The organism is Rivularia sp. UHCC 0363 (genome assembly GCF_034931125.1).
Taxonomy (GTDB): Bacteria; Cyanobacteriota; Cyanobacteriia; order Cyanobacteriales; family Nostocaceae; genus Rivularia.
The window spans coordinates 19964-32913 of sequence record NZ_JAYGHM010000022.1 but is presented as its reverse complement, the minus strand read 5'-3'; the positions used below and the strand labels follow the sequence as shown (position 1 = coordinate 32913).

The following is a 12950-nucleotide window of genomic DNA, read 5'->3' as shown; positions in this document are numbered from 1 at the left end:
TTGATTCCACAACGAATTAATCTGAAATACTATAAATAACAGCGCCTTAGTTAAATATCAAATCCGCGTGAAAACAGATAGCATCTTCTACCGACTTTTTAAAGAACTCCCCAGCATCTTTTTTGAATTAATTGGTAATTCACCTCAAACCGCAGATGCTTACGAATTCTCCTCAATCGAAATTAAACAAACAGCATTCCGAATCGACGGCGTTTTTCTCCCCAGTCAAGGAGAAGAAAACCCAATATACTTTGTAGAAGTTCAATTTCAAAGCGACGAAGAAATTTATTTAAGAGTATTTTCAGAAATAACATTATACCTTCGTCAAAACAAATCTAAAAATCCTTGGAGAGGAATAGTAATTTATCCCAGTCGTAGCATAGATACAGCAGATATCAATCATTACAGCGAATTCTTTCAAAGCGGACGTGTCAGCAGAATTTATTTAGATGAATTAGGAGAAACAACATCATTACCAGTAGGAATTGCTACCATAAAATTAATAATTGAAGATAAAAATACTGCCATTGTTGCCGCAAGGGATTTAATCGCCAGAACCCAGCAAGAAATCAACATCGAACAGCAAAGACAATTATTAGAATTGATAGAGACAATATTAGTTTACAAATTCCCTAAAATGAGTAGAAAGGAGATTGAAGCCATGTTTGGATTAAGCGACTTGAAGCAAACACGAGTTTATCAAGAAGGAGTCGAAGAAGGAATACAAGAAGGAAGAGAAGAAGGCGCACGGCAGAAAAGTTTAGAACTTATACCTGTATTATTACGATTAGGATTAAGCTTGGAAGACACTGCAAAAGAATTAGATTTGGATTTAGAAGAAGTTAGAAAACAACTGGAAAATCAATCTTGAAATCAACATGAGCAGAAAGGAGATTGAAGCCATGTTTGGATTAAGCGACTTGAAGCAAACACGAGTTTATCAGTTTATTTAGTCCACGAAGGTGGACTTTGTTTGTGTAGACGCGGTTTCAACCGCCAATTAACTTTTAACCTATTATTAATGCTTTCCCCCGAACTAAAAACAAAACTTTCAACACCTTTAAAAATTGGCTCGGTGGAAGTCAACAGCCGAGTTTTACAATCACCTTTATCAGGTGTAACCGACTTGGTATTTCGGCGTTTCGTGCGTCGCTACGCACCGGATTCAATGATGTATACCGAGATGGTTCATGCTTCGGGTTTGGCTCATGTTAAAGAGCTACCAAAAGTGATGGATGTTGATATCAACGAGCGTCCCATCAGTATTCAATTATTTGATTGTCGTCCAGATTTTCTTGCCCAAGCTGCTCAAAAAGCGGTAGCAGAAGGTGCGGATACTATTGATATAAATATGGGTTGTCCGGTAAATAAAGTCACTAAAAAAGGCGGCGGTTCTTCACTATTACGACAGCCGGAAGTAGCTGAAGCAATAGTTAGAGAAGTTGTCAGCGCCGTAGATATCCCGGTAACAGTTAAAACTCGCATCGGTTGGGATGACGCGGAAATTACTATCCTCGATTTTGCTCAACGAATGCAGGATGCAGGAGCGCAAATGATTACCATACACGGACGAACTCGCGCTCAGGGATACAACGGAAATGCTCGTTGGGAATGGATTGCTCGCGTTAAGGAAGTGCTTGATATTCCCGTAATTGCTAATGGAGACATTTTTTCTGTGGAATCAGCAATTAAGTGTTTGGAAACAACTGGTGCTGATGGGGTGATGTGTTCGCGGGGTACTTTGGGTTATCCGTTTTTAGTTGGAGAAATCGATCATTATCTCAAAACTGGAGAAAAATTAGCTTCACCAACAACTATCGAGCTTTTGGAATGCGCTAAAGAACATTTAAAAGCTTTGTGGGAATACAAGGGAAATCGAGGAATTTATCAAGCACGAAAACATATGGCTTGGTATGCAAAAGGTTTTAACGGTGCTGCGGAGTTACGACAGCAATTTAACACAGTGGAAACGGTTTTGGCTGGAGAAAATTTGATTGATCGAGCAATTGAAAATATTGCTAAGTAAGTCAGAGGATGCGCTAAAATAACCGCAGCCTAGAAGGCTGGGGCTAATATTACAAAGCCTACCTGCGTAGGCTAAATTAGGCGTATCTTTATAAAGAAACGGTATTACTTAAAAGATAGTTTTTTAATAGCATAATTTAGCTATATATAATACTTAAATAACAAAATAGAGATGCAGTAATCCTACATCTCAACTTCTGATAACTAAATATTTTGCTTAAACTAACTTGCAAATACTCAAAATTCCTCAAATCCAAACATCTCCTCAAACAAATTATCAATCATTTCTTGATTTCTTTGTCGTAATACTGGAGGTCCGTCAAGAAATTCTTTAATTGTAATTTTCTTGTCTTTAAAATCTTTCACAAAGTTACATATAGAAGAAATTACTGTAATTTCAGCTTCCACTTGTTGTACCATTTGAGCGATCGGGTCTATTTTTTCTCGAACGGCTTTTCTGTAACCCGAAACTATTTGTCCTTCATTGGTATTTTTCGCAAGTCGAAGCTCGTTTTTTAAATTTTCATATTGAGCTTGTAGAAATTCGTTATGCTGCTCCAATTTTTTACACTTCCGAGTTACATCATCTTCGCTATCAAAGGAAAATGATTCTTCTACCTGATGCAATCTTTCAATTTCCAACAATCTGGCTAAATCACCTTCTTGATATGCTTTATTAATTTCCTTCATAATTTCTGTATGATGCATCTGGATATCGCTGTCCGTGACTTTATCAGGATGAAATATCTCAGCTAATCTCAAAAACGTTTGACGAATCTTTTTCGACTCACCACTCTTACCTACACAAAAATCTGGTTGCGGTTGTTGATATTCTTGCTCGGTATCGCGATCGCCATTTTCATCGAAGAAATCAGAAAAATCTCCCTCTTCCTCTGTATCCAAAAAATCTTCTAAGCTATCGTCTTCGGTAAAATCAAGTTTGACACTGATTATTCGTGCAACTTGCAGACTACGATAAACCTGTTCAATATTTCTCCTGGTCTGCTTTCCTAACTTCCGTGCTGTTAAAATTTCATCGAAAATTGCGTGTATTTCCTCGTCTAAATGCGCCATTTTTTGGAAACAAGGAGTACATCTACCATGTATTTCCGTAGCTACAGAACGCATTTGTTCGAGAAAATTCTGTTGTTCGGTGCGTTTTTTCTTAATTTGCTTGAGCAACCACTGATGCTTTTTTTCTAAACTTTCCAGACGAATATGAAGAGATGAAAGAGCAAGTGAGGTTGCTGCGATCGCAGATGGGGATGAAACTGGTGTAGACATAAAAGAAATGGGTGAGTTCGTTTAAAGCTCCCAGACTTTTATAATTTACTACTTTTTACCGTTTATCCAAAGACTTCAATTTCTGATTCGTCTAAAGATAACAATAAAGCTTCCTTACTATCACCGAGAGTATCTTCCAATCTAATTATCCAGCGACCTGGTGTATTTTCCTGTGCTTCAACTACACCACAAAACTCAGATGCGTATTCAGGATATAGGATTTTAACCAAACTTCCGACTTGAATCATCATAAAAATATTCTCATATTTACTAACTTTTATAATTATCTAATTAATTAAATCATATTTATTTAATTGTTAAATATATACTTGTTTCAACTCTAACGTTCTCCATTTACAGAAGTTTTCTAAAATATTTTCATAACATATTACCTTTTTATAGGAAACCAGTTAGTCGAAGCTTCTTTCAATTCGGTTGAATTATATTCAGATTTCCAACCACAGCTAAAACATTGAAACTCAAACGTCCGATTTGTCAGATATTCACAATATTTTACTTTATTGGAACTGCAACATGGACAAGTCCCCATAAGTATAATTGATTTTAATTCTTTTCTTTTATCGTATTGCCGTTCACACATCTACTTGTCCCTCTGGATTTCATGTTGGCTCGTTTATTTCAGGTACAAAATTCGCATAAAATCATTGTGACTGTTAACAGATTATTCACACAATTTTCCTCTAAATTCAAAAGCTTAATCAAAAAATATCTCATCCATGAAGATAAGCTGGAATGTAAAATATTTTGATCTTACTATTGATTTATCGATAAAAAAATGAATTTGCTGTTAATTTTGCGCCTAAATAGTCGGTTGTAAAAAGTTTATTTTATCAGTGGCAAGTATCTATATAAATGCTTGCTATTATTGAATTTAATACACATTTTACTAACGAGCCACCGTTTATTTACCGATTAAAACATTTCTCACTTTTGAGAGGTAAGAATAATCTTCTTGTGCCTTGCCATTCAAAAATCCCTCAAATAAATAACCTGATAATTTAAAACTGTGTAAATGATTTAGTTATTCATTTAAAATCCCATAACGGGTTGATAAGTGTCTGTACGCTAACGTACTCATACCTGGAATTTATTTAAATTTAAGCAAGCGATTGTACTCATTTTTGATTGCGTCATAACATTCGCAGGCTGTAGCTTTAAGTGCAACACGATTAAGAATACTAATTCTACCTCTTGTATAGCGAATCATTCCAGCTTGTTGGAGAGTACCGGCTGCAACCGTGACCCCAGAACGACGAGTACCCAACATATGAGAAATAAATTCTTGGGTCAGGTGTAATTCATCTTTAATGATGCAGTCTTGCGCTGTCAGTAACCAACGAGCGAGTCTTTCTTCTATATTGTGCTGTCGATTGCAGGCAGCATTTTGCGAGGCTTGAGTAAATAATGCTTGTGTGTAGAGCAATAGAAGTCTTTGCAGTTCTCCCCCCCGATCAAACTCCTTTCTGAGAATATTAGCATTTAACTTCATAGCAGTACCATCCATCTGCACGATCGCACGACTGATGGTAGAGGAACCCCCTAAGAAAACAGGTAAACCTACCATACCTTCTCTACCTACTAAGCTAATTTCTGTTGTAGAACCGTTTTCCATGATCGAAACTAAAGAGATCATAGACAAGTTCGGGAAATAAACTTCCCTCATGGTTTCTCCCGGTTCGCATAAAACTTCCCCAGCCATCAAATAAATATTCTCTAAATGAGGAGCTATGTGTTGGTAATCTTCTGGAGGTAAAGCTGCCAGTAATTGATTAACTATTACACCATCAGTATCTTCGGACATATCAAAAAAAACAATCTTCTTGGGGGAGCATCTTGAAAAGCACCTGACGACACAAGAAGACTAAAAAACTATCTACTGATGTCTGAAGGTATCTTTCTTTAGAAACACTACAGCATCGGCAAATTATCAATACCAAATTGAAAAAAATAATTCTAGTGGATTCCCTAATACTGAATCGGGTTATCCTCAAAATTTAAAATCAAAAATGGTATAACGGCTGCTTACACTGCATCTGTGTAAACAAAAGAATAACTCGATTACAAAAAAGTTCAGTACGCTATGGTACGCATAAGCCAAAAGTTTAAGAAAATATAAAATTCATGAATTTACGCTGTTATCGAGCAAGCGGGTAAATTCGTTTTTGATTAAGCCGTAACATTCGCAAGCTGCTTGTTCCAACTCCTTCCTTTTCAAAACGGTAATTTGTCCTCTGCTGTACTTGATTAATTCGGCTTTTTGCAGCGCGATCGCAGCTTCTGTAACACTAGCACGACGAACTCCGAGCATTTCGGAGATAAACTTTTGGGTGAGCGGTAACTCGCTTTTCTGTACGCAATCGTGAATTGACAGTAGCCAGCGAGCAAATCTTGCTTCTATGAGATGATGGGATTTACAAGCAGCGATTTGCGATATCTGAGTTAATCTTGCTTGGGTATACAGCAATAAATTTTTCTGTAGCTGTTGTCCTTTTAAAAATTCTTCTCGCAGTACTGAAGCATCCATTTTCATGGCATTTCCTTCAATTTGCACGATCGCACGATTTGTAGTGATATTTCCTCCCAAAAAAACGGGAATACCGATCATTCCTTCATTACCTACCAAACCAATTTCTGTAGTTGAACCATTTTTCATTATAGAAACTAAAGAAATCATCGCTCCTAAAGGAAAATAGACTTCTTTGATTACTTGTTGTGGTTCGTAAATCACTTGTCCTAAAGCTAGATCGATCGGTTTTAGGTAAGGAATAAGTCGCTGATATTCCCCAGGAGGTAAAGCCATCAGTAGTTTATTAATCGATATCTGAGGCAAATCAAACATGGGGATTAGAAATCTCTTTTAGTTAGAGTTTTACTCTTGATAACCGATATTGCTTAGAAAAAATTTCTATTTATACTCAAGGTCAAAAGTTAGCTTGTCATCACAAAAATATTCAGTTTGTTTCGACAATCATCAAATTTAATATTTCGTTAACGCGGTTGAGACTCGATTAACTTTGGAATCATTCGTTTTATTCATCACAACCGATTTAAGTTCAATTATTAAATAATACTAATTTACAAATTATTAAAGCATACCTCTAACAAAATATAAATTAATTGCAGCTATTTAAAACTTTGCCAAGGTTTTTAATAAAAATATCATGATAATTTTTAATCATAATGATATGTCAATATTATATAGTTAGAAAATTGTATTGTGAGTGATAGCAAATAGAAAATAAATATGACTAATGCAAAATTATTTATATAATTACTCGTGAGTTATATAAACCTTGCCTATTCCCCCCAACCCTATTCCCTCCCCAGACGAAATGTTTAATTTATTTTGCACGAGTACTTAAATGTTGCCCCCGATCGTTATTTGGACGCGAACAACTCACCACTTTGGTACAAATCTTCGATTACCTGAGTCGCGCAAACCACAGCTATTAACCCAATAACCACTACAGGCTGTAGACTTATTCCAACTACAGCTAGAAAAATCAAAATTGCAGCCGCACCAAGTCTGTATTTAGCTCGCACTTTACATTTAAAAATGATTCCCGTCCTGTGGAGAATACTTAAACTCAATAAGCAAAGCGCTACACCACCACAAATCAGCCAGCGTTGGGGAGTTGGTAAAGCTTGATTAGCATCGCTCATAATAACGTGTTCGACTCCAACCCCTGTAGTAGCGAGTCCAATTACTAATAGTAAATGTCCGTAAAGCCAAACTTGAAACAATCCTATTTTTTTATTAGCACCAGTACCCTGTAAAACCGAACCTGTAACATTTTCAAAATAAATCCACCACAAACCAAAAGCGATACTGAAACCGAACACCGCAGAAATTGCGCTTTGTACGTCCCATTTTTGTTCGGAAACCCCATTTACAACCGCAATAATTGCTTCACCCAGAACAATAATCGTAAAAAGTCCAAAACGTTCGGGTAAATGTTCGGGATGGGGAAGCAAGGCAATTTGAAAGCGTTTTGTAGTAATTACTGTACTGAAATCTATAACTAAACCCAATCCCCAAAGTACAAACCGTATAGGAATTGGTACAAAAGCCGATACTAGCCATAAAACCGCAGCAATAGAGAAACCAGTGCAGTAATGAGTTGCTAAACCTCGTGCTTGAGGAATATGTTTAATAACCCGCAGGTATTCCAAAACTAAGACAAATCTTGTTGCAGCATAAGCGATCGCAAACCCAACAGAAGTTTCACCTAAACCATGATGAATATTTACCGCAAGAGCCGCTACAGCTAACATTTGTAAACCAGTCAACAGCCGATGTTTAATATCATCGCTATCAAATCGATTTGCATAAAATGTAGTTCCAATCCAAGCCCACCACACGGGTATAAATAAAAAAACAAAGCCCAGAAAGCCTTTTAAAGAAACATCTTGCTGTAAATAATGGGCAATTTGCGAGACAGCAACCACAAAAACCAAATCGTAAAAAAGTTCTAACCAGGTAGCATGACGGTTTTCTTCTGCTTCTTCACCTATGCGTAAACGGGGAATTTGCAAGCCTTTCATAATAAGTAGGGAGTAGGGAGTAGGGAGTAGGGAGTAGGGAGATGGGGAGATGGGGGGATGGGGAGATGGGGAGAGAGATGAACAATAGTAATAGTTAAGAGTTCGGAGTAGGGGTTTAGCACTGCTAAACCCCTACGATAGATATAGCTTTCCCCACATACATATTTTGTTTTTTCTGTCAATGCGTAAGTCCTAGAGTTATTACACCTTTAACCTGCTTACAAAGGTTTCTGTCGTTCGTTGATAGTTAATAATGCCACTCCAGCGCTTGCTAATGCTAAAGCTGCGGCAATAAACATTATTAGACGAAAACTGTCTACATAGGATAATGCAATTGCTTGTTCTAGTCCATCTTTTAATTTGTCACTGATATTATCGGGAATTTTTGCACCTGCTAAGTTAATTCTTTCTTTTGCTAATATTGACTGTACTTGAGGTGGTACGTTTAAGTTTACCAAACGTCGATCAAGATTGTAATTGAAAGCGTTGAAAACAAAAATATTGAAAATAGCGATCGCAAGTAGTCCAGCGGTACGGGAAACAGCATTATTGATTCCAGAAGCGATACCGGCTTGACGTTGCTTAACTGCACCCATGACGGTTGTTGTCAGGGGAGCGACGCTTATTGTCATCCCCAAACCTAATACTAGAATCGCGGGAAAAAATGTTGTCCAGTAATTCACATTAATTCCAGGTATTGCGAACAGCATAAAGCCAACTGCTGCGATTAATGGCCCGACCATCAAGGGTAATTTAGCACCATAACGATTTACTAAACTACCAGACCAGCGGGACATAGAAAACATGATCAAAATAAACGGTAAAAATACTGCACCAGCAGCTGTCGGGGAATAACCTTGCACCTGAATCAAGTTAAAAGGAACAAAATAGAAGACTCCCCCCAAAGCTGAATAAAGTAATAGCGTCAATAAATTTGCACCGCTAAAAGTACGCGATTTAAATAAAGATAAAGGCATCATTGGACTGTAGATATTTGCCTCTACAAAAATAAACGCACCTAAAATAAGTATTCCAAATAGTAAACAAGCTATTACTAAAGGATTGAAAAGACCTAAATTAGAAGATTCAATTAATCCAAATACCGTTGTACCCAAACCTAAAGTTACTAGCATCGCTCCCCAATAATCAAGCCGGGTAAATTCGCGGTCACGACTTTCAGGAACGTAACGAAATAAAATTGATATTACTGCGATCGCGATCGGTACGTTAATAAAAAATATCCATCTCCAAGAAAGATTTTCTATGAACCAACCGCCTAAAACTGGTCCTAATGCGGAAGTTATCGCCGTAAAACCTGACCAAGTGCCAATGGCTTTACCTCGCTCATTTTCGCTAAAAGAAGCGCTAATAATTGCTAAACTTCCAGGAACTAACAATGCACCACCGATTCCTTGAAAACCACGAGCAATTATTAATTGATTGATGTCAGAGGATAAAGCACACCATCCAGAAGCACAAGCAAATAAAGCAATTCCACAAGCGAAAATTAACCGTCTGCCAAATCTATCTGCTAAAGATCCACCGACCAAAATCAAAGCTGCAAGAAATAAAGCATAAGATTCAACTACCCACTGCACTTGAATCGAACTTGCGTTCATTGCTTCTTGCAATATTGGCAGCGCGACATTAACAACAGTTCCATCAATCATTGCCATACTCGAACCTAGTATAGTTGCGACAAGCACCCAACGTTCGGTAATCCGAGAACAAGAAGTAGAGCATGGTTTGGCATGAATTACTCCAGCATCACATGGCTGTTTGACAATGTTAGACATTTCAGGCGACTAAGAGCGTTACTCTGAAAATAATAAGCGGATTTTGTTAATTATTCTCTATTCAATACAAAATCTTAATTTTGTCAATAATCTTATTTTTGATTGCGACCATATATTTGACATAAATTAATTTATGTAAGCGATATATTTTTGATTAATAAAAATCATTTGCCTGAAAAATAATCGCAGGTTTGTATTACAATAAAATTAATGTGGAAGTGCAATATTTAATTAATATTTTGCCCGTTCCATCTATTGTTTCGCATACTTTTTTTACTTAGCAAACATGGCTGATAAATCCGACCGTCAAACGCGAATTATGGAGCATCTCGCTCGCAGTACAAATGATTTTATCAAACCTAAACTTGATTCTGTTGATAGAAAGCAGCGAATAATGGAGCATATTCGCTTGACTAAAGGTTAAAACTTTTTAGAGGTGGAATTCCGCCTCTTTTTATTTTTTTGTTTTTTATATAAATTGCAAATGTGAGAAAAAGAAATACCTGGCGCTTTGTTACCGCAGCTACACAATTAAAACCCCTCCGGGTTCACTATGTCGGCGGGACGGAAACCGACACCGCCAACTAGATTCACCGCCTGCGCGGGTTATTTTATAGAGTCCACGAAGGTGGACTTTGCCTGTGTAGCCGCGACTTCTAGTCGCCAGGATTAATGTAAATAATGTCTCCAATCTTACAGTAAAATAAATTTATTATTTATATACAAATAAATCGTCAGCTTTAGATAAAATGAGTTTATGAAAATAGTTAATATATCGCGCCGCTTAAAGTTTGCGGGTATTTTATAGTATTTACCGCAGGTTAAGTGTATCTTTTTTATGTATTTATTATTTATAGTTGTTTTAATTTATGGTTATTTAGTAGCTTATGAACTAATATAATTGATAAATATTTCTTTTTCGTGTTCTCCATCACCTGCTCCCTTCTACCCTTTAAAAATACTAAATCGATCTAACGATCTAAAAAATCAATCTCGATCTCAGTAGCGCTTCATTTGTCGTCAGTTTTGAAAAAGTCATGAAATCTCCAGAATCTCAAACCAAACTTCAAGGAAACAACCCTCAAAAACCAGTGCGATCGCCATTATGGCAACGTTTACTTTTGATATTGTTACCTGTGACCTTAACAGTTGGTGGAGTCGTAATATTGTGGCATTTGCTTGCTCGCAAAAACAATTCGTCTCCAACTACCACCGTGCAACAACCAGCGGTATCAGTCAAACTAGCTGAAGTACAACCAGGACAAATTAAAGAAAGTTCGGAATTTATTGCTAGCCTACAATCGTTACGTTCCGCTAGTCTTCAAGCAAATACCCAAGGTAAAGTATCGCAAATATTCGTAAAAGTTGGCAGCAAAGTTGCAGCAGAAGCACCTTTATTACAAATTAACTCGAACAATCAACCTATTCAAATTAGTAATACAAATAGCAGCAATTCCATTACTTTACAAACCACTCAACAACAAATACAAAACGCTAACAACCAGCTTCAAGTATTAGAATCTCAACGCTTATTATTACTTAAAGATGTCACATTAAATCAACAAAAATATGATAAATATACTGATTTAGCTGCACAAGGAGCCGTATCAAGACAAATAAAAGATGACTACGAGCAACAGCTTGCAGCAGCTAAAACAATTTTGAATAATTTAGATACTCAAATACAAGCCCAGCGAGTAACTGTATCTAATTTAGAAAAAGCATTTCAACAAGTACAAGCAAATCCTGGAAATAAAATTTCCCAGCCAACACCACTTCAAGACTACAAAATTAATGCTCCCTTCACGGGTACAGTCGCGAATATTTCCGTAAAAGTCGGAGATTTGGTAAACCCTTCAACCCGAGTTGCTACTGTCACTCAAAATCAACCTTTAGAAGTCGATATTCCGGTTTCCTTTGAAAAAAAAACACAGTTGAGTAAAGGGATGCCGGTAGAATTGCTCGATGCTAAAAGTGAAAATATTGGTATGGGAAAAGTATTTTTTATTGCTCCAGAAGTTAATGATAATACTCGCACGGTACTAGTTAAAGCTTTGTTTGATAATACAGAAGGGAAAATGCAAGCGGGACAATTTGCCAGAGCGAGAATCAACTGGAATCAATCTTCTGGCTTGTTAATTCCTACTCAAGCAGTGTTTCGCATCGCTGGAGAAGCCTTTGTATATGTAGTTGAATCAAATTCGACCGCAGCAACTCCTCAATTAGTAGCCAAACAAAAACAGGTAAAACTAGGTAAGATTGTAGATAATAAATACCAAGTAATCGAAGGATTGCAGCCAGGAGAAAAGGTTGTTGTTTCCAAATTACTAAATATTAAAGATGGTGAGATTGTTATGGCTCAGTAATGGATAGGGAGTAGGGAGTTGAGAAAAAGGACGATATAAGTATAGTGTATAAAACCTCACCCTCAATCCCTCTCCTTAGTAAGGAGAGGGAAGCCGGAGATGAGATATCATGCAAAATAATACTATCTATTTCAAATAGCCCAGTCTTGAAATATAAAAATTTTTATGTTAAAACGTCTCTCGCGAACCTTCGAGAAATTTGGCGGTAATTATTATACAATTTTCTTTGGACAATACCAAGCAGTCTTTGCGATTGAGCAAGCCATCTCAAGCACCTGAAGGTTCGTAACAATGGTATAGCTAAAGTCCTTCAAATGTGTACGCGAAGGGTTTGTTAATAGCCAAAACCATATATCATACAAATAAATTAATAGAAATTAACAATGGTAGAACGTCCAATTAAAAAATCCGAGCGTCAGGCAAAACCCGACGTTGAAAGCAATCCCGAAAGCAGTTCTCAACCCAGTCTCCAAACTAGTCCTCAAACTAGTCCCCAAATTAGTCCCCAAATTAGTCCTCAAACTAGTCCTCAAACCAGTCCTCAAACCAGTCCCCAAACCAGTCCAAGAAGTCAAAGCTTTGCACCTCCCGTAAAATCAGATCGTAAAGATCGCGATCAAGATCGAGATAATCGTAGAGATAAAGGTGAAGGTAGAGGTAAAGGTAAAGGTAGAGGTGGAAAATCATCTGAAAGAGATGAAGTAAGAACCCCGCTCAATCCGGCTTTAGCTCGTCCTCCCAAACCTCCTGCTAAAGTTGAACCTAAACCCGAAGAAGTATTAGAGACTGTTGCAGAACAAGATTCAAGCGGTTCCGATCCTGTTGCTGTTGCAGAAGATACTAGTGAAGAGTAGGGGACAAGGAGATGGGGAGATGGGGAGAAATTCAATTAATTAACTCCTAACTCCTAACT

11 protein-coding genes are annotated in these 12950 nt (G+C 37.1%); 5 read left to right on the top strand and 6 right to left on the bottom strand.

Annotation, left to right across the window (positions count from 1 at the left end; genetic code table 11):
- Positions 1 to 67 precede the first annotated feature (67 nt).
- Complete coding sequence (locus VB797_RS14390; RefSeq protein ID WP_323238370.1) at positions 68 to 871, top strand: Rpn family recombination-promoting nuclease/putative transposase; 804 nt, start codon at positions 68 to 70, stop codon at positions 869 to 871.
- Between the two features lie 150 nt (positions 872 to 1021).
- On the top strand, positions 1022 to 2026 hold the full coding sequence (gene dusB / locus VB797_RS14385; RefSeq protein WP_323238421.1) for a tRNA dihydrouridine synthase DusB: 1005 nt from the start codon (positions 1022 to 1024) through the stop codon (positions 2024 to 2026).
- Positions 2027 to 2262: 236 nt separating this feature from the next.
- Here dusB and VB797_RS14380 read toward each other — a convergent pair whose 3' ends face one another.
- The 6 genes from VB797_RS14380 to VB797_RS14355 all read right to left on the bottom strand — a co-directional run bounded on the left by VB797_RS14380 (position 2263) and on the right by VB797_RS14355 (position 9671).
- A complete protein-coding gene (locus tag VB797_RS14380) occupies positions 2263 to 3309 on the bottom strand; it encodes a J domain-containing protein (RefSeq protein WP_323238369.1) in 1047 nt (348 codons plus the stop codon).
- Positions 3310 to 3371: 62 nt separating this feature from the next.
- Complete coding sequence (locus VB797_RS14375; protein WP_323238368.1) at positions 3372 to 3560, bottom strand: hypothetical protein; 189 nt, start codon at positions 3558 to 3560, stop codon at positions 3372 to 3374.
- Between the two features lie 857 nt (positions 3561 to 4417).
- Complete coding sequence (locus VB797_RS14370; RefSeq protein WP_323238367.1) at positions 4418 to 5131, bottom strand: Crp/Fnr family transcriptional regulator; 714 nt, start codon at positions 5129 to 5131, stop codon at positions 4418 to 4420.
- Between the two features lie 318 nt (positions 5132 to 5449).
- On the bottom strand, positions 5450 to 6169 hold the full coding sequence (locus VB797_RS14365) for a Crp/Fnr family transcriptional regulator (protein ID WP_323238366.1): 720 nt from the start codon (positions 6167 to 6169) through the stop codon (positions 5450 to 5452).
- A gap of 539 nt (positions 6170 to 6708) precedes the next feature.
- Positions 6709 to 7875 carry a low temperature requirement protein A gene (locus VB797_RS14360; RefSeq protein WP_416350870.1) on the bottom strand — a complete coding sequence of 389 codons (1167 nt, stop codon included), beginning with the start codon at positions 7873 to 7875 and terminating at the stop codon, positions 6709 to 6711.
- A gap of 218 nt (positions 7876 to 8093) precedes the next feature.
- Complete coding sequence (locus VB797_RS14355) at positions 8094 to 9671, bottom strand: MFS transporter (RefSeq protein ID WP_323238365.1); 1578 nt, start codon at positions 9669 to 9671, stop codon at positions 8094 to 8096.
- A gap of 286 nt (positions 9672 to 9957) precedes the next feature.
- Here VB797_RS14355 and VB797_RS14350 point away from each other — a divergent pair, with 286 nt between their 5' ends.
- From VB797_RS14350 to VB797_RS14340, 3 genes are all read left to right on the top strand, one after another.
- Positions 9958 to 10095, top strand: a complete 138-nt coding sequence (locus tag VB797_RS14350) for a hypothetical protein (RefSeq protein ID WP_323238364.1) — start codon at positions 9958 to 9960, stop codon at positions 10093 to 10095.
- A gap of 613 nt (positions 10096 to 10708) precedes the next feature.
- Positions 10709 to 12037 (top strand): efflux RND transporter periplasmic adaptor subunit, encoded by a 1329-nt coding sequence (locus tag VB797_RS14345; RefSeq protein WP_323238363.1) that lies wholly within the window; start codon positions 10709 to 10711, stop codon positions 12035 to 12037.
- Between the two features lie 383 nt (positions 12038 to 12420).
- Positions 12421 to 12891 (top strand): hypothetical protein, encoded by a 471-nt coding sequence (locus tag VB797_RS14340; RefSeq protein ID WP_323238362.1) that lies wholly within the window; start codon positions 12421 to 12423, stop codon positions 12889 to 12891.
- Positions 12892 to 12950: the final 59 nt, after the last annotated feature.

Excerpts from the sequence above, each read along its gene's own strand:
- dusB (WP_323238421.1), top strand. The coding sequence starts at position 1,022 with ATGCTTTCCCCCGAACTAAAAACAAAACTTTCAACACCTTTAAAAATT.
- VB797_RS14360 (WP_416350870.1), bottom strand. The coding sequence starts at position 7,875 with ATGAAAGGCTTGCAAATTCCCCGTTTACGCATAGGTGAAGAAGCAGAA.
- VB797_RS14340 (WP_323238362.1), top strand. The coding sequence starts at position 12,421 with ATGGTAGAACGTCCAATTAAAAAATCCGAGCGTCAGGCAAAACCCGAC.
- VB797_RS14380 (WP_323238369.1), bottom strand. The coding sequence starts at position 3,309 with ATGTCTACACCAGTTTCATCCCCATCTGCGATCGCAGCAACCTCACTT.
- VB797_RS14365 (WP_323238366.1), bottom strand. The coding sequence starts at position 6,169 with ATGTTTGATTTGCCTCAGATATCGATTAATAAACTACTGATGGCTTTA.
- VB797_RS14370 (WP_323238367.1), bottom strand. The coding sequence starts at position 5,131 with ATGTCCGAAGATACTGATGGTGTAATAGTTAATCAATTACTGGCAGCT.
- VB797_RS14350 (WP_323238364.1), top strand. The coding sequence starts at position 9,958 with ATGGCTGATAAATCCGACCGTCAAACGCGAATTATGGAGCATCTCGCT.
- VB797_RS14345 (WP_323238363.1), top strand. The coding sequence starts at position 10,709 with ATGAAATCTCCAGAATCTCAAACCAAACTTCAAGGAAACAACCCTCAA.
- VB797_RS14355 (WP_323238365.1), bottom strand. The coding sequence starts at position 9,671 with ATGTCTAACATTGTCAAACAGCCATGTGATGCTGGAGTAATTCATGCC.
- VB797_RS14375 (WP_323238368.1), bottom strand. The coding sequence starts at position 3,560 with ATGATGATTCAAGTCGGAAGTTTGGTTAAAATCCTATATCCTGAATAC.